At 56.5% G+C, this 17,224-nt stretch carries 17 protein-coding genes and 1 pseudogene; 5 read left to right on the top strand and 13 right to left on the bottom strand.

The window, feature by feature from the left end:
• Nucleotides 1-29 precede the first annotated feature (29 nt).
• Both B1C80_RS06025 and B1C80_RS28510 read left to right on the top strand, forming a co-directional pair.
• On the top strand, nt 30-1,040 hold the full coding sequence (locus tag B1C80_RS06025; protein WP_077920172.1) for an ABC transporter ATP-binding protein: 1,011 nt from the start codon (nt 30-32) through the stop codon (nt 1,038-1,040).
• 66 nt (nt 1,041-1,106) lie between these two features.
• Nucleotides 1,107-1,274 carry a hypothetical protein gene (locus B1C80_RS28510; RefSeq protein WP_201723556.1) on the top strand — a complete coding sequence of 56 codons (168 nt, stop codon included), beginning with the start codon at nt 1,107-1,109 and terminating at the stop codon, nt 1,272-1,274.
• Between the two features lie 80 nt (nt 1,275-1,354).
• On the opposite strand, the gene B1C80_RS06020 is transcribed toward B1C80_RS28510, so the two are convergent.
• The 6 genes from B1C80_RS06020 to B1C80_RS05995 all read right to left on the bottom strand — a co-directional run bounded on the left by B1C80_RS06020 (nt 1,355) and on the right by B1C80_RS05995 (nt 9,006).
• Nucleotides 1,355-2,311 (bottom strand): MoxR family ATPase, encoded by a 957-nt coding sequence (locus B1C80_RS06020; RefSeq protein WP_077920171.1) that lies wholly within the window; start codon nt 2,309-2,311, stop codon nt 1,355-1,357.
• 82 nt (nt 2,312-2,393) lie between these two features.
• On the bottom strand, nt 2,394-3,773 hold the full coding sequence (locus B1C80_RS06015; RefSeq protein WP_077920170.1) for a peptidylprolyl isomerase: 1,380 nt from the start codon (nt 3,771-3,773) through the stop codon (nt 2,394-2,396).
• Between the two features lie 119 nt (nt 3,774-3,892).
• The gene (locus B1C80_RS06010) at nt 3,893-6,232 is read right to left on the bottom strand and encodes a peptidylprolyl isomerase (RefSeq protein WP_077920169.1); all 2,340 of its coding nucleotides are present in this window, start codon (nt 6,230-6,232) and stop codon (nt 3,893-3,895) included.
• An 87-nt stretch (nt 6,233-6,319) separates the two neighbouring features.
• Nucleotides 6,320-7,054: a hypothetical protein gene (locus B1C80_RS06005; RefSeq protein WP_139361594.1), complete on the bottom strand. Its 735-nt coding sequence runs from the start codon at nt 7,052-7,054 to the stop codon at nt 6,320-6,322.
• 29 nt (nt 7,055-7,083) lie between these two features.
• Nucleotides 7,084-8,142, bottom strand: a complete 1,059-nt coding sequence (locus B1C80_RS06000) for an agmatine/peptidylarginine deiminase (RefSeq protein WP_077920500.1) — start codon at nt 8,140-8,142, stop codon at nt 7,084-7,086.
• 174 nt (nt 8,143-8,316) lie between these two features.
• The gene (locus B1C80_RS05995; protein ID WP_077920168.1) at nt 8,317-9,006 is read right to left on the bottom strand and encodes an HAD family phosphatase; all 690 of its coding nucleotides are present in this window, start codon (nt 9,004-9,006) and stop codon (nt 8,317-8,319) included.
• A gap of 98 nt (nt 9,007-9,104) precedes the next feature.
• On the opposite strand from B1C80_RS05995, the gene B1C80_RS05990 reads away from it, so the two are divergent.
• A complete protein-coding gene (locus tag B1C80_RS05990) occupies nt 9,105-9,632 on the top strand; it encodes a GAF domain-containing protein (RefSeq protein WP_077920167.1) in 528 nt (175 codons plus the stop codon).
• Here B1C80_RS05990 and B1C80_RS05985 read toward each other — a convergent pair.
• Together B1C80_RS05985 and B1C80_RS05980 are read right to left on the bottom strand one after the other, a co-directional pair.
• Nucleotides 9,607-9,849: a hypothetical protein gene (locus tag B1C80_RS05985; protein ID WP_077920166.1), complete on the bottom strand. Its 243-nt coding sequence runs from the start codon at nt 9,847-9,849 to the stop codon at nt 9,607-9,609. The genes B1C80_RS05990 and B1C80_RS05985 overlap by 26 nt on opposite strands.
• Before the next feature lie 102 nt (nt 9,850-9,951).
• Nucleotides 9,952-10,638: a DUF1080 domain-containing protein gene (locus B1C80_RS05980; protein WP_077920165.1), complete on the bottom strand. Its 687-nt coding sequence runs from the start codon at nt 10,636-10,638 to the stop codon at nt 9,952-9,954.
• Nucleotides 10,639-10,645: 7 nt separating this feature from the next.
• Here B1C80_RS05980 and B1C80_RS28360 point away from each other — a divergent pair, with 7 nt between their 5' ends.
• Nucleotides 10,646-10,789 carry a hypothetical protein gene (locus B1C80_RS28360; RefSeq protein WP_161492719.1) on the top strand — a complete coding sequence of 48 codons (144 nt, stop codon included), beginning with the start codon at nt 10,646-10,648 and terminating at the stop codon, nt 10,787-10,789.
• Nucleotides 10,790-10,810: 21 nt separating this feature from the next.
• On the opposite strand, the gene mnmA is transcribed toward B1C80_RS28360, so the two are convergent.
• From mnmA to B1C80_RS05965, 4 genes and pseudogenes are all read right to left on the bottom strand, one after another.
• On the bottom strand, nt 10,811-11,959 hold the full coding sequence (gene mnmA / locus B1C80_RS05975; protein ID WP_077920164.1) for a tRNA 2-thiouridine(34) synthase MnmA: 1,149 nt from the start codon (nt 11,957-11,959) through the stop codon (nt 10,811-10,813).
• 99 nt (nt 11,960-12,058) lie between these two features.
• Nucleotides 12,059-12,238 carry a hypothetical protein gene (locus B1C80_RS28675; RefSeq protein WP_236648646.1) on the bottom strand — a complete coding sequence of 60 codons (180 nt, stop codon included), beginning with the start codon at nt 12,236-12,238 and terminating at the stop codon, nt 12,059-12,061.
• Between the two features lie 45 nt (nt 12,239-12,283).
• Nucleotides 12,284-13,239, bottom strand: a pseudogene (locus B1C80_RS05970) (ATP-binding protein); the annotation flags it as partial.
• 117 nt (nt 13,240-13,356) lie between these two features.
• A complete protein-coding gene (locus B1C80_RS05965; protein ID WP_077920163.1) occupies nt 13,357-14,598 on the bottom strand; it encodes an exo-beta-N-acetylmuramidase NamZ domain-containing protein in 1,242 nt (413 codons plus the stop codon).
• 205 nt (nt 14,599-14,803) lie between these two features.
• Here B1C80_RS05965 and B1C80_RS05960 point away from each other — a divergent pair, with 205 nt between their 5' ends.
• A complete protein-coding gene (locus B1C80_RS05960; RefSeq protein ID WP_077920162.1) occupies nt 14,804-14,989 on the top strand; it encodes a hypothetical protein in 186 nt (61 codons plus the stop codon).
• Nucleotides 14,990-15,041: 52 nt separating this feature from the next.
• Here the strand turns inward: B1C80_RS05960 and B1C80_RS05955 are convergent, their stop codons facing one another.
• On the bottom strand, nt 15,042-17,168 hold the full coding sequence (locus B1C80_RS05955) for a M3 family metallopeptidase (RefSeq protein ID WP_077920161.1): 2,127 nt from the start codon (nt 17,166-17,168) through the stop codon (nt 15,042-15,044).
• Between the last annotated feature and the right edge of the window lie 56 nt (nt 17,169-17,224).

Below are 17,224 nucleotides of genomic sequence, written 5' to 3'. Positions count from 1 at the left end.
CGTATATCAGGTCTTTCCGGTCACTACAAATGCTCACAGCTACCCATCTTACCAAAGTATTTGCCGGCGATGTCAGGGCCGTTCGGGACGTGTCGTTCACCCTCGATCCGGGTCGGATTATGGCGCTGGTGGGCGAGAGCGGGTCGGGGAAAAGCACGCTACTGGCGCTGCTGGCGGGGCAAGCCGATGCCGACACCGGCAACATCAGACTTGATGGCGTGCGGGTGCCGGGTCCGTCGGAGGTGCTGGTGGCGGGGCATCCGCAGATTCGGCTGGTGCCGCAGGAGTACCAGCTCATGCCGAACATATCGGTACGCGAGAATATCGCCTATGCGCTGCGCTACTTCGAAAAAGGATACCGCGATTTCCGGGTCAATGAGCTGTTACGACTCTGCCGGCTAACCGACGTGCAGGGCCGACTGCCCCGTCAGGTGTCGGGGGGCGAAAAGCAACGAACGGCTATCGCAAGGGCGGTGGCCAACAAACCTGACGATGGCCAGTCGACGGTACTCCTGCTCGATGAGCCGTTCAGTCACCTCGACTTACCGAACCGGCTCATTGTCCGCGACCTGTTGTTCGATCTGGTTCAGCACGACAAAATGGCCTGCCTGCTGGTGACCCACGATGCTACGGACGCCCTGTCGATAGCCGACAGCCTGGGGGTGCTTCGGCAGGGAAAACTCATCCAGCTGGATACGCCTGCCAATGTATACCGGTACCCCACTACGGCCTATGCGGCCCGAATGACGGGGGCGGCTACTATTCTGAAGGCTAAACACCTGCCCGTTCTCAACCTGCCCGGGGGCGATAATCCGGAAGCGCTGGTCTGCCTGCGGCCCGAGCAGATCAAACTCAGCGAGGCTGGCGTAGGCGGTACCGTTCGGGCGGTATTTTTTCGGGGGAGCTACTCGGAAGTGGATGTCGAGGTGTCGCGATACGTCTGTTTGCGGCTCCTCACTACCCGTACGGATCTGCGGGCTGGGCAGTCGGTGAGTGTCGACGTGGCCGCTGAATCGCTTTGGTGGCTGAAAGGCGGGTAGTTTAGTTAGTATAGAACGCCCCCGTTTTAGGAAGGCCGAAATCTAAACTACAAACCGCTCAACGATATGGAGTCGCCAACCGAAGAAAAATACCACCAGAATCGCGAACAGGAGGGAGAGCCCCGTCTGGTCAGTGTAGAAACGGACGATGTCGATGCGTCGGGCGTCGATGATGATTCGACAGGTATGCACAACGACGACTACCTGGGAAAGTCGAACAAAGAAGACAACTAGCGTAGGCTGGTAAACAGCAAAGGGGTAGCAGGGGATCGATAATCCTCCTGCTACCCCTTTGCTGTTTATTGGGTTCCTCGTTAGAGCATTCGCTTGATCAGCTGCTCGACGGAGATATCTTCGGCTTTGAAGTTACGAACCACGCGATGGCGCAGAATGGGCAGCGCTACGGCCCGTACGTCTTCAATATCGGGCGAGTATTTGCCGGTCAACAGGGCATTGCATTTGGCGGCCAGAATCAGCGCCTGCGACGCGCGTGGGCCTGCTCCCCATTCGAGGTACTGGTTGGCATCCTGAGCGGCCAGCTCGGTATTGGGCCGCGTTTTGTGTACCAGCTTTACAGCGTACTCTATGACATTGTCGACAACCGGAACGCGGCGAACCAGGTGCTGAAACTCGCGAATTTCCTCGCCGGTGATGACCCGGTTTACCTCCTGCCGTTTGTCAGACGTGGTATTCTTCACGATATCCAGTTCTGACTGGTACGACGGGTAATCCAGATAGATATTGAACATGAAGCGGTCCAGCTGGGCTTCGGGCAGCGGATAGGTACCTTCCTGTTCGATGGGGTTCTGCGTAGCTAGTACGAAGAAAGGCCGACCCAGGTTGTATTTCTGACCGGCAATGGTAACGGCATATTCCTGCATGGCTTCCAGCAGGGCCGACTGGGTCTTGGGGGGCGTCCGGTTGATTTCGTCAGCCAGGATGATGTTGGCGAAAACGGGACCTTTGATGAATTTGAAGTTGCGGTCCTGATCCAGGGTTTCGGAGCCCAGAATGTCGGACGGCATCAGGTCAGGCGTGAACTGGATGCGGTTAAAATCCAGATCGAGTGCGCTGGCGATGGTCTGAATAAGCAGTGTCTTGGCCAGACCCGGCACACCCACCAGCAGGCAGTGGCCCTGACAGAAAATAGCCGTTAATAACAACCGGACGGTGTCGTCCTGGCCGATAACTACCTTCGAAATTTCGGTTTTTAACTTCTGATACGATTGAGTCAGAGCTTCGGCAGCCGCCACGTCAGATGAGTAAGGCACAATGAAAAAGTTATGAGTGATGAGTTAAGAAGGGTTACTGATAAACGAAAGCCGCGCATCGTTCAACACCAACCCCTCGTCGCTAATTTCCGCCACCGCCTAGCTGAGCTGCGCTGTTTTGGGTCGTTCCAAAAATACGACAGCCCTGAAATTCGGGATCGACCGTAATATACACATCACTGACCGACTTACGGAACCAATCATCGATGGCCCGGTTCTTTTTGTTGGTCAGCACAATGTTTTGCAGCTTCTCAAAATCGATCTTGAAATCGGCCGTATGAGGGGCTACTTTACTTTTGAAATACAACAATCGTACCGCACTCTTTCCATCTTCGGTCCGGTACGGCAACGGTTTCGATACACTGCCTACCTGCATGGTGTCGAGCATCTGGAACAGGGCGTATTCCATAGACCCATCCATGGCCAGACGGCTGCTGCCCGACTGCGGATCGCGAAGTAGGCCACCGGCGTCGGCCGTAGTTTTGTCTTCTGAATAATCGTGAGCGGCCTTATCGAACTTCAGCGAGTCGGCTGCGATCAGCGTACGCAGACTGTCGAGGTATTGGGTCGGGCCCGTCAGGTCCAGGCGGTTATAATCGGGGCGGAGCAGGATGTGGCGGGCGTGGTATTCGGCCCCGCGGGTTTCCAGCAGCTGAATCAGGTGAAGACCAAAATCCGACTCCACTACGTCTGACATCTCGTTCGGCTTTAGCTTCAGCGCGGCTCCTTCAAAAGGTGCCACCATCGCGCCCCGTTTAGCAAACCCAAGGTCGCCCCCGTTCTGGGCCGATCCCACGTCTTCGGAGTTCTCTTTGGCCAGCTTGGCGAAGTCTTCGCCGTCCTGAACCCGCTTTTTAAAGTCGAGCAGCCGCTGCCGGAGGGCTTCCTTCTGCTCTTTGGTTGGCTTGGCAAACCGAACAATCTGGCCTACTTCAACGTCGGCAGGCATGTAGGGTAAACTATCTTTCGGGATCGACTCGTAGAACCGGCGTACATCGCGTGGGGTAACCTTCACGTCGGTCGTGATCTTCTGCTGCATTTTCTGCACAATCTTCTGATCTTTCACCTGCTGACGCAATTCACTCTTCAGCATCTCGAGGCTCTTGCCGTAGGCTTCTACAATATTCTTCTCGGAGCCGAACTGCCCAACCATGTACTGCATGCGGGTGTCCAGCTCACTGTCGACCAGTTTTTCTTCAACCACGACGGAGTCGATTTCGGCTTTGGCCAGCATCATTTTGTTGATGACCAGGCTTTCGAGCAGCTGACATTTCTGCGGAGGGGTCTGGTTCTGACCTACGTACGATTGGTAGGCCTCTTCCAGATCAGAACGGAGGACATAGTAGTTGTCGACCTTGGCAATGATTTTATTGAGGCTTACGCCCTGGCCCTGGCCAAAGACCGGTGCGGTCAGCAACCAGCCCATCAGGATAAACAGAGCACTACAGCTTACTTTTTTCATGTTTTAAAGATACAGACAGAACCGGTGAGGTTCTGCGTTTTAAGAAAATTTAAGGCCTTTGAACGAGGCATAATCCGAACAACTGGTTACCGGCAGTCACAACCGGCTTCCCGGCGCGCTTATTTCACCAGTTTTCGCACTTCTTCTTCGTTCACATTGACCGGATACTGCTGGCGCAACTGAGCAAGCCACTGCTTTTCCAGCTGAGCCTGATAATCGTTGATTACGGCTCCCCGTGCTTCGGCAAACGTTTTGGGGCGGGGTGGTTCAACCCGACTGATCGTAACGGCTACTGCTTTTCCGGAGGGGCGTAAAACGGTGGTGCCGGCTTTCCAGGGGTTGACGCTGTCTACATACACGTTCGCGCCTTTGGCAAAGACGCCTTCCACGACCTCTACCGGGGCGCTGGCGCTGCTGAGCACGTTAGCAACATCGGCTTTCGCGTTCGAGAAGTACTGAAATGATACCTTACGCTGAGCCGCCGGATCTGCCAGGCCGGGGCGTTGTTCGCCCTGGTAGTCTTTCTCCATAATCCGGTTTAGCGGTACGCCGTTCTGCTGCAGGTAACTGACAACCGCCCGAACCCGCCCGGCCGATACCGAGTCCCGCTCGGTCGGATCATGCGATCCGGCTACCTCGACCAGGTAATCGGGATTGCGGGTCATTACAACCAGCACGTCGAAGAGCCGCTCGCGCAGGTCGGCATTCAGCGCTGTCTGGTTGCGGCTGTAGGCAAGGTCGGGGGTCGCGCGCTTCAGCTGGTAGGGCGCGTTACGGGCCAGCAGGGTCTGGGCCTGTTTCAACAGCTCGTCATTGGGCGCGATGATAACCGTAGCGGCAGCGCGTTCGGGAAACTGGTAGCGGGCTTTGTTCTGCTCGTAATAGCGTTGCTGACCGGTCGAGTCGGTCATGGACCGCTCCCAGACGTGCTGCTCCATGACCTGCGAGAGCAGGACCCCGTCGCGTATTTCGCTCATCAGCGACCGGAACTCCGGCGACTTTTTATCCAGGTTCCCCTCTTCGGTAGCGATGAGCTGATCGCCGATGAACCGGTCGAGCAACCGGCGCATCACCACCTGGGGCGATCCGGCAACGGGCGTACTGACCGGGGTCACGGCGGCCATGGCCGGGTTGCGGGCCGGTTGCTGCCGCTGCCGGACATACTCGAAGAAGGTATCGACCGTGTAGGGCATGTCGGCAATATTGACGATTGGCTTGTTCCGCAGGGCTTCATCGAGCGGAGTTGTGTACCGCCATTGACCGCGCAGCAGACTGCTGTCGGCTTTGGCGAATGCCAGATTCAGGACGTCTTTATTTTCATTGACCGAATACTGTTTGCGAAGCTGTTGGATCGTAGCCTGCCGTAGCACTTCGGCCCGGGTGTCGGTCATGACGCGCTGCCGGAGCGTAGGGGCCAGGGTTTCGTAGGGTTCCAGACCTTTGCGTTCGATCAGTTTGATAATATGCCAGCCGTAATTGGTCCGTACTGGCTGCGAAAGCTGCCCGGGTTGTGTGAGCGCAAAGGAGGCATCCTCAAACGACAGCACCTGCCGACCCGTCTCGAACAACGGCAGTATACCCCCGTTGCCTTTCGACGTCAGGTCGTCCGACACCTCGCGGCATACGGTTTCGAACGGTTCGCCCTGCTGGAGCCGGGCATAAGCTGCATCGATCCGGTCTTTGGCCGCTTTCTGGCCCGACTCGTCGGCACCGGGGCTTAACCGAACCAGGATGTGCGCCACCCGGATTTTACCCCGGCTGGGCCGACGGTCGTTAACCCGAACCAGGTGGTAGCCCGAGCGGGTCCGGACCGGGCCTGACACCTGTCCGGCGGCCGTATTGTAAATGACCGTTTCGAGGGGGTAGACGACCGAGAAGGTTGTAAAATAGCCCAGCGAGCCGCCATTGTCGGCGGTAGTGGCATCCTGCGAGTTTTCCCGCGCCAGCGCAGCGAAATCTTCACCCGCCTGCACCCGCTTTTGCAGGGCTACGGCTTTCTGGTAGGCGGCCAGGGTATCGGCGGGCGCTGCGTCTTCGGGGGCGGCAATCAGGATGTGCGACGCGTTGACTTCTTCCCGCATCCGTTGGTATGCTTCGGCCGCCAGCGACTCTACCAGCACTTTATCAATCAGGTACGATTGGGCCAGTTGCTTGCGGTAGGTAGCCATTTCTTCCCGAAAGGCTTCGGTTGTGTCGCGACCTTCGGCTTCGGCCGCTACTACTTTCAGTTTTAGATTCGTGTACAGATCAAAATAGTCTTTCACGTCAGTCCGCTGGGCCGAGTCGGCCGATAACTGATTCTTGGTGAATGACTGAAAAAAATCATCGGTCGTAAAGGCTTTCGTTCCCAGGGTCAGAATAACCGGTTTGGGAGGAGCCGCCTGCTGAACAACCGGGGTTGTCGTTTTGCAGGCTGCCACGAAAAGGGCCAGTACAAGACCGCCGGTAAGGTGGCGCATAGCGTCGGGATAATTGATTCGGGGGTACTTAGTAAACAAGCGCGTGTTGGAAAACATTCGTCTGATAGAACGATTTGAGCGGTGGGCTTATTGGCGGGCCGGTCTGATTTGTGCGGTCCGGAGCAGGATGTCGTACTCCAGCTGGTAGTCGAATACGTCGCGGAGGTTTTGCCCTTTGAAGGTGGCCGGAATCCGGACAAACCGCTGTTTTTTGGCTCGTAGATCAGCTTCGCGCAGGTCGGCACTGCTCTGGCCCAGCAGATCATCGTCGTCGAACTGATCGACCAGTTTCAGGCCTATGCCGGAAGCAGCCAGCCCGGCGGCCACGTATTTCAGCGGTGTCAGCACTTCCGTAGCCGTCAACAGAAAAGCGGCCGGACCCGCGACTACATTGTGGACCCGCCGAATCTGATCGAGAAACTGGTTCGCCCGGTTGTAGTCGTCCACTTCGATCAGCACCAGCGACGCTACCAGCCGGCCGTTGCGGGGTAAGGCCAGCCGGATGGGCTGAGCTGGTCCTTTCCCGGGTGCCCCGCTGCCCGTTGCGGCCAGATCGAGCCGCTGCCCGCGCCGGACCGTTTCTACGCCCCAGCCCCCGTTGACAACGCCCACGGGTTTGCCCTGCGCATCGTAACTGGCGAGCGAGTAGGCCAGCATCAGTTCATCGCGCTGGCTCACGGTCTCTTCGAGGTTGAGGGCGTGTAACGAATGCGGCTGCAACTCAGCCGTCAGCGGCTTTTGCGGAGCGCATGACAGCAGCACAACGGAAAGCGCAAGCGGGCCGGAAAGCCGGGCAATGAACGAACGGGGGATAGATAGCATAACCTGTAAACCAAAAGGGTAAATCGACACTAAAGAGCAGGCTCCTGCTGGCTCAGGCAATGAAAACTCCCCAGTCCCCACACGATGTCGGTCGAGTCGATGCCGATGACCTGCCGATCCGGAAAACACTGGCCAAGGATGTCCAGAGCAGGCTGGTCGTTGTTACACCGGAAAGTAGGTACGATGACCGAGCCGTTGGTGATGAGGAAATTGGCATAGGAGGCCGGCAGGCGAAGTCCATCGCTGACCACCGGATCGGGCATGGGTAGCTCAACAATGTTCAGCTGCTTGCCGTTCAGAAGCCGCATGCTGCGCAGCTCGTGATGAATGTCCTGAAGAAACGGGTAGTTATCGTCGCTGGGGTTAGCCTCGTAGGCGGCAACGACCGTGTCTTCGTTGACGAACCGGACCGTATCGTCGATATGCCCGTCGGTATCGTCGCCCACAATCCCTTCTTCGACCCACAATACCTGCCGAACGCCGTAGTAGTCGTACAGGTATTGCTCGATGTCGGCCTGGGTGAGGTGGCTGTTGCGGTTTTGGTTAAGCAGGCAGGCCCGGCTGGTCAGCACCGTGCCCGCTCCGTTGAACTCAACCGATCCGCCTTCCATGATAATACTCCCGGTAGGTGCTGTGGGGGTAACGTAGTCCAGACCACGGTACTGGGCAATCCGGATCGGAATCATATTGTCGAGGTCGAACGGCGGGTATTTGTTGCCCCAGGCGTTGTAGCCCCAGTTTACGATCAGTCGCTGCTGCTTGGCTGGGTTGATCAGAAAGGCCGGCCCATGATCGCGGCACCAGGAGTCGTTGGTGGGATGGGGCAGGAGGGTAACCCGGCTCATATCGACGCCAGCGGCCCGCAGCCGGTCTTCGGCAGCCTGCATGACCTGTTCGTTATGCGCGTTGATACAGACCTGTTCGCTCTGGGCAATGGCTTTGATGAAGTCGATATAAGCCGGAAACATCAGCTCCTGCCGGTCGCGGGTCCAGGAGGCTTCGGTATGAGGCCAGCTGAGCCAGGTAGCCACGTGCGGATGCCATTCGGCCGGAAAGAAAAAGCCCTCGCGGGCGGGTGTACTGGTCATGTCGGATGTAGTGTTCACAGACAGGAACGTTGTGCGGGTTCGATAAACGCCCACAAATTTACGAAATTGATACAGGTCTGTCGTTACTTTCTGCCATTCGGCCCGGCCATGACCAGCCCGGCCCCGGTTTGGAAAGCCGGGCATAGGGTCGACCGGAAGGGTTCGGTAACCGACTCAGGCTGGCAGAACCAGCGTGCGGACGGTCTCGACGGAGAGGTCGGTGAAGTCCGGGATAATGAGCGAAGCGCCCGTTGTTTCCAGCTCGGCCCGGGTGTGGGTGGTGGCAACGGCAACGACCGCCATGCCTGCCCGCAGGCCAGCCTCGATGCCGGCAAAGGCATCCTCGAACACCACGCACCGGGCGGGCGGAACACCCACCCGTTCGGCGGCTTTGAGATAAATTTCCGGATCGGGCTTGCCGCGCTGAACCATACTGGCATCGACCACCGCGTTAAAATAGGGTCGGAGTGGCAACCCATCGAGGGTAAATGTAACGTTACTCATTGGCGCCGAAGTGCCCACGGCCAGCCCGACATGAGCCGCCTTCAGGGCGTTCAGAAACGACAGCAGGCCGGCCGCCGGTTGCAGGTGCGGCCGGTACAGATTCCGGTAGATGGCCTCCTTTTCTTCGGTCAGCACAATCAGCTCGCCCGGCGATACGGGTCGTTGAAACACGTAGGCCATGGCATCGGCCGAAACCCGACCGTTGATGTGTTCCAGGTACTGGTCTCTGGTAATCGGGCGATGGTGTTGCTGCGAAAAGTGCAGCCACGCATTGATATGAAAGTCGGTGTTGTCGATCAGGACGCCGTCCATGTCGAAGAGGGCTGCCCAGGAATGGGTAGCGTCAGAAGCGTGGGTCATACGCGGGTTGGTTGTATTCTAGGGCAAAGAAACGAGTTTGTTCGGTAAGCAGCCAGCTGCCTAAATAAACCATGCCTGATCTGGCGGGTTTAGTGGCTATGCAAACAATAAGTACACTGCCCGCAGCCATTGATGCGCTGCTGTCGAAAGGACATTCGCCCGAGGAAACCCTGAACCGGGTTGTTGAAACGGTTGGGCTGGCCCTGGAGGCCGACCGCTGTTTTCTGTACGTTCGTCAACCCGATCAGCAGCGGGGGCGGATTGCGTTCTGCTGGCGGAAGGAGGCTGGCATCCCGGATGTAATCCAGCCCGACTGGCAACCCGACACGACCGACTTACCCGACGAAGATCCACTGTTTCGGGCGGCTCTCAGCCTGCAGCCGTCGGTATACGTAGACGATGTAGAAACGGCAGGGCCTGAGATACTGAACCGCTCGTTCGAGCACGAAACGTTTGGTCACCGGGCGCTGGTGCATGCTCATATTCAGCAGGATGGCGAGTTGTGGGGTATTCTGCAGCCCTGTCAGTTTGGCCAGCCCCGGCACTGGACCGAAACCGAAAAAACGGAGATCGAAGCTGTACTGCCGCGTATCTACCCCGTCATACGGGCGTTTGTGGGTCAGTAAGCAAGACGTCGCCTGCCAGTACGGCTGCTTCGTGAAGTAATTCAGTGGCGACCAGCTCATCCGTGACATCTTCAATTTTTTCGTCGAACTCATCGAGCCGGTCCGATGCACCAGCCGATTGCATACCCAGCAGAAACCGGCCTATGTACAACAGGTTGAGCGAGAAGCGGAGTTCGGGTAACGAGTGGCTGTGGCGGGTGTGCGGTTCGGTCTGCATATGCGTATAACACCGCGTGGGCCTATGTAGTGCCGAAGCCCGGCCTGGGAGAAACAATATACTGTCTCTCCCAGGCCGGGCTTCCGTATAAAGGGGGATGTCCTACAGCTCTTTGATCTTCATATTTCGAAAGTAGATGGGCGCCCCGGCATGTTTGCCCTGCAACCCAATGTAGCCCCTCAGCGGCAGGTCGGCGGCCGGTTTGTTGAGCCAGGCCGGTACTTCAGAGCCGTCGGGGTTGGTCTTGGCGGAGGTGAACTTGGTAAGATCGATGGTATTGACCAACTCGTTGTTCAGCACGATATAAATCATTTTGCCCTGGCAGGTAACGGTATACCGGTTCCATTCGCCGGGACGTTTTACGTTGCTTTTGGTGGGCGCCTGATGGCCAAAAAAAGCGCCACACTGCCAGTTTTTGGGGGCTTCAGACCACTGCTTGGCGTAGTCGTCGGCAATCTGAATCTCAACCGAATTCGGAATCCAGTTGGTCGTATCGCTACAATGAACAACAACCCCGCTGTTGGTGCCATCGGCTGTTTTGAAGAACAGGTCGAGGACAAAGTCGCCGTAGGGCTGGGCCGTCCAGATGGCTTTGTCGGCGCTGGCGGTCAAAACACCCTCTTCGTAGGTCCATATTCCCTTTGGGTAGCTGGCATCAGAAAGGTCGGTGGCAAAGAGGGGTTTCCAGCCAGCTCCGCTTGGGTTTGGATGGCCTTTGGGGGGCGTTTGGGCCATAAGCCGGGTAGCAACACCGAGTAGGATGACCGTTAGAACAAGCAGTTTTTTCATTCAACAGATGGATTTACAAAAGAAAGTAAAGAAAGCAGGGTATTTCCTCATTCGCAAGACCAGCCTGAAGCCAGCCGCCAGCCCGCCCGGCTTCAGGCTGGTCCCTGGCAAACACAAACGCCCCCGCCAGGAGCCGGGCGGGGGCGTTTGATGATACCTGGCAGCAGGACTGTCAGGCGAAAGCGGAGGCTATTTCTGAGGGAGTGGCATCAGCCTCCTGCCGAAAGCTCTTCATGATCCAGCCCCCGCCAATGACGTCGTTACCCTCGTAGAAAACAGCCGCCTGCCCCGGCGCAATGGCCGATACACCTTCGTGGAACCGAACCTCGATGCGGTCGTCGGCGGTCTGGCTGATGGTGGCGGGAGTACCGTCGTGTTTGTAGCGCACTTTGGTAACCGTTTCGAGAGGGCCGTTGATGCGATCGTATTTTTGCAGATTCAGTTTGCTCACGATCATGCCGTCGCGGTACAGGTCGGTATCGACGCCGAGAACGACCTCGTTGGTGTCCTTACGGATTTCGGTTACGAACATGGGTTGGCCAAACGCCATACCCAGCCCTTTGCGCTGGCCAATGGTGTAGAACGGGTACCCGTCGTGTTTGCCAAGAACCTTGCCGGTTCCTTCCTGAATAAAATTACCACCAGCTACTTCGGTTTCCAGCCCCGGAACCCGCCGTTTCAGGAATCCGCGGTAGTCGTTGTCGGGCACGAAGCAGATTTCGTACGATTCTGACTTGGTGACGAGTTCCATAAAGCCGCGGTCGGTAGCCATGTCGCGGATCTCCGACTTGCGCAGGTGGCCCAGGGGTAATTTTGTCCGGCTCAGGCTTTCCTGCGACACGCCCCAAAGCACATACGACTGGTCTTTCAGCGTATCGACCCCTTTCGAGATGATGTGCCGCCCGTTTTCGGTGCGTATGTGGGCATAGTGACCCGTAGCGATCGACTCGCAGTCGAGCCGGTCGGCCCGGCGGAGCAGCGCATCCCATTTGATGTGGGTGTTGCACATGACGCAGGGGTTGGGGGTGCGCCCTTCCAGGTATTCGCCCGTGAAGTGATTGATGACCGCATCGCCGAATTCTTCGCGGATGTCGAGGATGTAGTGCGGAAAGCCCAGGTTGACCGCAATGTTGCGGGCGTCGTTGATGCTGTCCAGGCTGCAGCAGCCCGTTTCTTTTTTGGTGCCTCCTGATGAGGCATAATCCCAGGTTTTCATGGTCATACCGATGACCTCGTACCCTTGTTCGTGCAGCATGACGGCTGCCAGCGAAGAATCGATGCCGCCACTCATGGCGACCAGAATTCGTCCGTGTTTGCTCATATCTGCCGGGGTTCAAAGCCCCGCGATTATTGTGTTTCTGAATAGGCCGTCCCGGTTTGGGAACAGCACACAAAGGTACGAACGCAAACAGAAGGGGTCTTAGTTTCGGCTTGCCACTTCTTTCATCATGTCGACCAGCGGAATGACCGTCACATCGTTGGCGATGGGATAACGCTCGCTACCGGGGTAGACAAGAAAGCGTTTGGTAGCACCGATGTCTTCGCAACCCAGGTAAAACCCCTTTGACAGTGACGGAGCTAACGAACGTTTGATCTCCACAGCGTATCGTTGCGCCGGGCCTTGTTCCAGTACTAAATCAATCTCGGCTCCGGCCGAGGTGCGATAAAACCAGGGTGTTGTACCGATGGGCAGGCAGGATAATAGATTTTCGATGACGAACCTTCCCAACTGGCTCCAACAACCGGATGTCCCAACAAATCATCCAGCGAAGTTAGGTTCTGTAAGGCGTGGGTGAGGCCGCTGTCCCGAATGTACACTTTGGGCGATTTAACCAGTCGTTTACCCACATTGCCCGACCATGGTCGCAGGGTACGGATAAGCAATAGATCTTCCAGTAACTCAATATACCGCTTCGCGGTTGGTCCGCTTATGTCAAGGTTGGCACCTAGCTGAGTGCTGTTCAGTTGTCCGCCCTGGCTGTGGGCCAGCATTGTCCAGAGTCGGCGCAGGGTTACGGCGGGTATACGAGGACCCAGTTGCGGAATATCCCGCTCCAGATAGGTACTGATGAAATTTAATCGCCAACGAAGGCTGGAAGCATCCTGCTGAGCCAGAAAACTATCCGGAAATCCACCTCTGAGCCAGAGCTTGTCTTGTTCTGCTGGCGTAGGGATTGGCAACTCCGGAACGGTGAGGCCTGGTAACTCTTTATAAGCAATACGGCCAGCCAGCGTTTCGGAAGACTGCTTTAATAAATCGAGCGAAGCAGACCCCAAGATCAGAAACTGACCTGTTCGTAAGCCCTGTCGGCGCCGGCGATCGATTACTCCTCTCAGGATTGGAAACAGTTCAGGAACGCGCTGTATTTCATCCAGGATGATCAATCGACCTTTATTAAGGTCAAAATAGCTCTCCGCTTCCCTCAGTTTAGACAGATCGGCTGAACTTTCTAAATCCAGATAAACAGGTTCCGGATCGAAGGTGGCTGCAATGGCTTCAGCCAGTGTTGTTTTGCCAACCTGCCGGGGACCTAATACACCTACTGCCGGAAATTCGTCCAGAAGCTGCGCTAGTTCCGTTTGGGCTATTCTAGGTATCATCCTTGCAAATCTAACACGACGTGTTCGATTTGCAAGGATGATACCCTTCCTAGTATACTAGTGATGGTTTACGATTTATTAATTTGTCTGTGTCACCGATCTTTCGGTCGGCATTACTTACGGATAAATCAGATATTTCTTCCGCGTTTGCTTGTAAGCCGACAGGCCGGGTTCCCAGCTCTGGCGAATCTCTTTCTCGCTCTTGCCGGCAATGATTTGCTGCTTCAGCTTCTCGGTGCCGGCCAGTTTGTCGAAGTTGCCGATCTCTTTGCTCTGGCTCATGTCGAAGAAGCGGGCCTTATCTGGATAGGCCTTGTAGAGTTCCATTAACCACTGCAGGTTCAGCTGCCTGGTTTTTCGGAGCAGGTTCGTATCGTAGGTGCGCAGATCGATGCCGTAGCAGTCGGTGTCCTGATGCAGCGGAGCTTCTTTCATGCCTTTGATGCTGATGGGCCGGAACGAGAAGTCGTAGGTTCCTTTCAGCGCCGGTGCGCCCAGCACGGTAAACGGAATATAGGTGCCCCGGCCCTGGCTGATGATCGTTCCTTCGAACAGACAGATACTCGGATAGAGCAGGATGGATTGCGGGGTGTTGAGGTTAGGCGACGGGGCTACCGGCAGTACGTAGGGCGTGTCGTGGGTATAGTTGGCTACCTTGATGATACGCAGCGGGCAGCGCTGCCTGTTCGGGAGCCAGCCTTCGCCGTTGATCAGCTGGGCAAACTCGCCCATGGTCATGCCGTGCGTAATCGGAATGCGGTGCATGCCGATCCCCGAGTGCAGGTGGTCTTCCAGAATCGGGCCATCGACAATAAAGCCGTTCGGGTTGGGACGGTCCAGGATCAGCAGCTCTTTGTTATGCTCGGCGCAGGCCTCCATCACGTGGTCAAGCGTATTGATGTAGGTGTAAAACCGGCACCCAACGTCCTGAATGTCGTAGATCAGCAGGTCGATATTGGCCAGCTGTTCTTTCGAGGGTTTCTTGTTCTTGCCGTACAGCGAAATAATGGGGATGCCGGTTTTGGGATCGACACTGTCGTCGACCTTAGCCCCGTTGCTGGCATTGCCCCGAAAGCCGTGTTCGGGACCGAATATGCTTACTATGTTCACGCCAAGGCTCACCAGGCTATCGACGCTGGGTTTGCGGCCGATAATCGAGGTTTGGTTCACGACCATTCCAATCCGTTTTCCTTTCAGGTACGGCAGGTAGGCCGACACCTGATCGGCCCCGGTCATCAGGGGCTGACGGGCTCTTGCTGTGTTCGTTGTAGACGTTACCGGTGGGAGAACAGCCGCCGGATGTAGGGCGGGTAAACTACCGAGCACCAGGGGCAGGAGGGCAAAGAAACCAAGTTTCATACTGAGTCAGCGTAGGAAGTAAGGCCGCAAGTTGTTCATAAACGGAGTTTCATCCAAAACGGACCCGCTGAACGGCCACATGAGCCGTCAATCTGTTCGTTAGTAACTTTTCGCCAGGAATCGGGTGAACGTCAGGCAGAAAGCTGCGGATTATCCTATATTACCACGTGTATGCTGATCTGATATGCCTTAACTGAACCGAAATATGCGAGCCGATAAAGCTGATTTTCAGGAAAATATTCCTGTGTCTGAAAGGCCGGTACATCCACTTTTGCTTTCGGCGGGATGGGTACTGGCGGTGATCGTTGCGGTGGCGATACCGTTTGGAGAGGCCCTGTTTGCCGGCCTCCACAGCGCCGGTTCGATCAACGAGCTGGCCCGTAAACAATAAAAAAGGAGACCCGCCCGGATCTCCTTTTCCTGGATGTTCGCCAGTCAGATGGCTATACATCTTTCATCAACCCGCGCCGGCGAAGCAGGGGTTTGATGTCGGGTTCGGCTCCCCGGAAGTTGCGGTACAGCGTCATCGGATCTTCGGTGCCGCCTTTCTCGAGAACGTTTTTACGGAACGACTGCGCCGACTTGGGGTCGAACAGCCCTTTTTGCTTAAATACCTCAAAGGCATCGGCATCGAGTACCGCCGACCAGATATAGCTGTAATACCCGGCCGAGTAGCCACCGGCGAAGATGTGCTGGAAGTAGGTACTCCGGTAACGCGGGGGAATCTGATCGATCAGCCCGATTTTGTCCATGGCCTGTTTCTCGAAGGCGAGCACATCGGTAGGCGTCTGGCCCGGCTTCAGGGTATGGTAAGCCATGTCGAGCAGCGACGCGGCCAGGTATTCACTAGTTTCGAACCCCTGGTTGAACAGACTGCTCTTTTTGATCTTGTCGATCAGCGCATCGGGAATTACCGCGCCGGTCTGGTAATGTTTGGCAAACAACCTGAGCATATCGGGTTCAACGGCCCAATTCTCCATAATCTGCGACGGCAGCTCCACAAAATCGCGGGGTACCGACGTACCGGACTGACTCCCGTAATGAACGTTGGATAACAGTCCGTGCAGGGCATGACCGAACTCATGGAAAAACGTGGTGGTCTCGTCCAGCGTCAGCAGGGCCGGTGCGTTGCCGGTGGGTTTGGAGAAGTTACAGACGATGGAAACGACCGGCGTAATTTTCCTGCCGTTTTCCACTTCCTGCCGCCGGTAGCTGGTCATCCAGGCGCCACCGCGTTTGCTGGCCCGTGGGTGAAAATCCATATACATCAACCCGAGGTGCCGCCCGTCGGCTTCTTTTACTTCGTAGGCAACTGCTTCTTTGTGATAGGTCGGCACATCGGTACGGCGCTCGAACCGAAGGCCGTAGAGCCGGTTGGTCAGGGTGAAAATTCCCTCGCGCACATTCTCCAGCGAGAAGTAAGGCCGTAGCTCCTGTTCATCGAGCGCGTATTTTTCCTTGCGCAGTTTCTCGGCGTAGTAGCGCCAGTCCCAACTGGCCAGTTTCTCGCCTTTACCCGTTCGGTCCATCATGGCCTGCAGATCGGCGGCCTCCTGTTTCGCAACGGGCACCGTGGCCGACCAGAGCTGGTTCAGCAACTGAGCTACTTTCTCGGGCGTCTGGGCCATGCTTTCTTCGAGTCCGTAGGCTGCGTGGCTGTCGTAGCCCAGCAACTGTGCTTTTTCGGCCCGGAGCGCTACCATCTTTGCCATGATGGCCTTGTTATCGTGTTCGTCGTTGTGATTACCCCGTTCCAGGTAGGCCCGGAACAGTTTTTCGCGGAGAGCCCGGTTGTCGGCGTATTGCAGAAACGGCATGATACTCGGATTCTGCAGCGTGAAGACCCATTTGCCATCGCCCAGTTTTCGCTTCTTCGCTTCGTCGGCCGCACCGGCTACAACCGAGGCCGGTAACCCGCTGAGGTCGTCGGTTTTGTCGATGACCAGCGCGTAGGCGTTGTTTTCGGCGAGCAGGTTCTGGCCGAACTTCAGCGTCAGCACCGATAGCTCGCCGTTGATCTGCCGCAGCCGGTCCTGCTTGTCGGTAGTCAGGGCCGCCCCGTTGCGCACGAAATTTTTATACATCTTCTCGAACAGCCGCTGCTGATCGCCCGACAGTTTAAGTTTGGTACGGCTTTCGTAAACAGCCTTCACCCGGCTGAACAATACCGGGTTGAGCATGATGTCGTCGCTGTGCTTAGCCAGTTTCGGGGCCACCGTCTGGGCAATTTTCTGCAGCTGATCGTTAGTGTTGGCCCCGTTCAGGTTTCCCAGTACCGTATTGACCCGGCGCAGCAGGTCGCCACTGGTTTCGACAGCCTCAATGGTGTTGGCAAAGGTGGGCGCTACGGTCTGTTGCGTAATGGCCGTGATCTCGGTCGTTTGTTGCCGGATGCCTTCTTCGATCGCCGGCTCAAAGTGCTCGGGCTTGATCTGGTCAAAGGGTGGCACACCAAAGGGTGTATTGTACGTGCTGAAAAACGGGTTCGACGTCGGCGGATCGACTACGACGCCAGACGTGAAGGCGGTCATAAGGGTCGTCAGGGCTAAAAGTGTTAATCCAAATTTCATCAGACTGAGTGGAGAGGGGTACACGGGTTTGTTAATGAACCGTTAAAAATAGGCAA

Source organism: Spirosoma sp. 209, assembly GCF_002006735.1.
Lineage (GTDB): Bacteria > Bacteroidota > Bacteroidia > Cytophagales > Spirosomataceae > Spirosoma > Spirosoma sordidisoli.
The sequence above is the reverse complement of the archived record's forward strand: the minus strand, read 5'-3'. Positions and strand labels throughout refer to the sequence as shown.

What these genes read in the sequence shown, in the direction of transcription:
- B1C80_RS05965 (WP_077920163.1), bottom strand. Translation starts at nt 14,598, where the DNA reads ATGAAACTTGGTTTCTTTGCCCTCCTGCCCCTGGTGCTCGGTAGTTTA.
- mnmA (WP_077920164.1), bottom strand. Translation starts at nt 11,959, where the DNA reads ATGAGCAAACACGGACGAATTCTGGTCGCCATGAGTGGCGGCATCGAT.
- B1C80_RS28360 (WP_161492719.1), top strand. Translation starts at nt 10,646, where the DNA reads ATGGATTTACAAAAGAAAGTAAAGAAAGCAGGGTATTTCCTCATTCGC.
- B1C80_RS06005 (WP_139361594.1), bottom strand. Translation starts at nt 7,054, where the DNA reads ATGCTATCTATCCCCCGTTCGTTCATTGCCCGGCTTTCCGGCCCGCTT.
- B1C80_RS05955 (WP_077920161.1), bottom strand. Translation starts at nt 17,168, where the DNA reads ATGAAATTTGGATTAACACTTTTAGCCCTGACGACCCTTATGACCGCC.
- B1C80_RS28510 (WP_201723556.1), top strand. Translation starts at nt 1,107, where the DNA reads ATGGAGTCGCCAACCGAAGAAAAATACCACCAGAATCGCGAACAGGAG.
- B1C80_RS06000 (WP_077920500.1), bottom strand. Translation starts at nt 8,142, where the DNA reads ATGACCAGTACACCCGCCCGCGAGGGCTTTTTCTTTCCGGCCGAATGG.
- B1C80_RS05990 (WP_077920167.1), top strand. Translation starts at nt 9,105, where the DNA reads ATGCAAACAATAAGTACACTGCCCGCAGCCATTGATGCGCTGCTGTCG.
- B1C80_RS06010 (WP_077920169.1), bottom strand. Translation starts at nt 6,232, where the DNA reads ATGCGCCACCTTACCGGCGGTCTTGTACTGGCCCTTTTCGTGGCAGCC.
- B1C80_RS05985 (WP_077920166.1), bottom strand. Translation starts at nt 9,849, where the DNA reads ATGCAGACCGAACCGCACACCCGCCACAGCCACTCGTTACCCGAACTC.
- B1C80_RS05980 (WP_077920165.1), bottom strand. Translation starts at nt 10,638, where the DNA reads ATGAAAAAACTGCTTGTTCTAACGGTCATCCTACTCGGTGTTGCTACC.
- B1C80_RS05960 (WP_077920162.1), top strand. Translation starts at nt 14,804, where the DNA reads ATGCGAGCCGATAAAGCTGATTTTCAGGAAAATATTCCTGTGTCTGAA.
- B1C80_RS06025 (WP_077920172.1), top strand. Translation starts at nt 30, where the DNA reads ATGCTCACAGCTACCCATCTTACCAAAGTATTTGCCGGCGATGTCAGG.
- B1C80_RS06015 (WP_077920170.1), bottom strand. Translation starts at nt 3,773, where the DNA reads ATGAAAAAAGTAAGCTGTAGTGCTCTGTTTATCCTGATGGGCTGGTTG.
- B1C80_RS05995 (WP_077920168.1), bottom strand. Translation starts at nt 9,006, where the DNA reads ATGACCCACGCTTCTGACGCTACCCATTCCTGGGCAGCCCTCTTCGAC.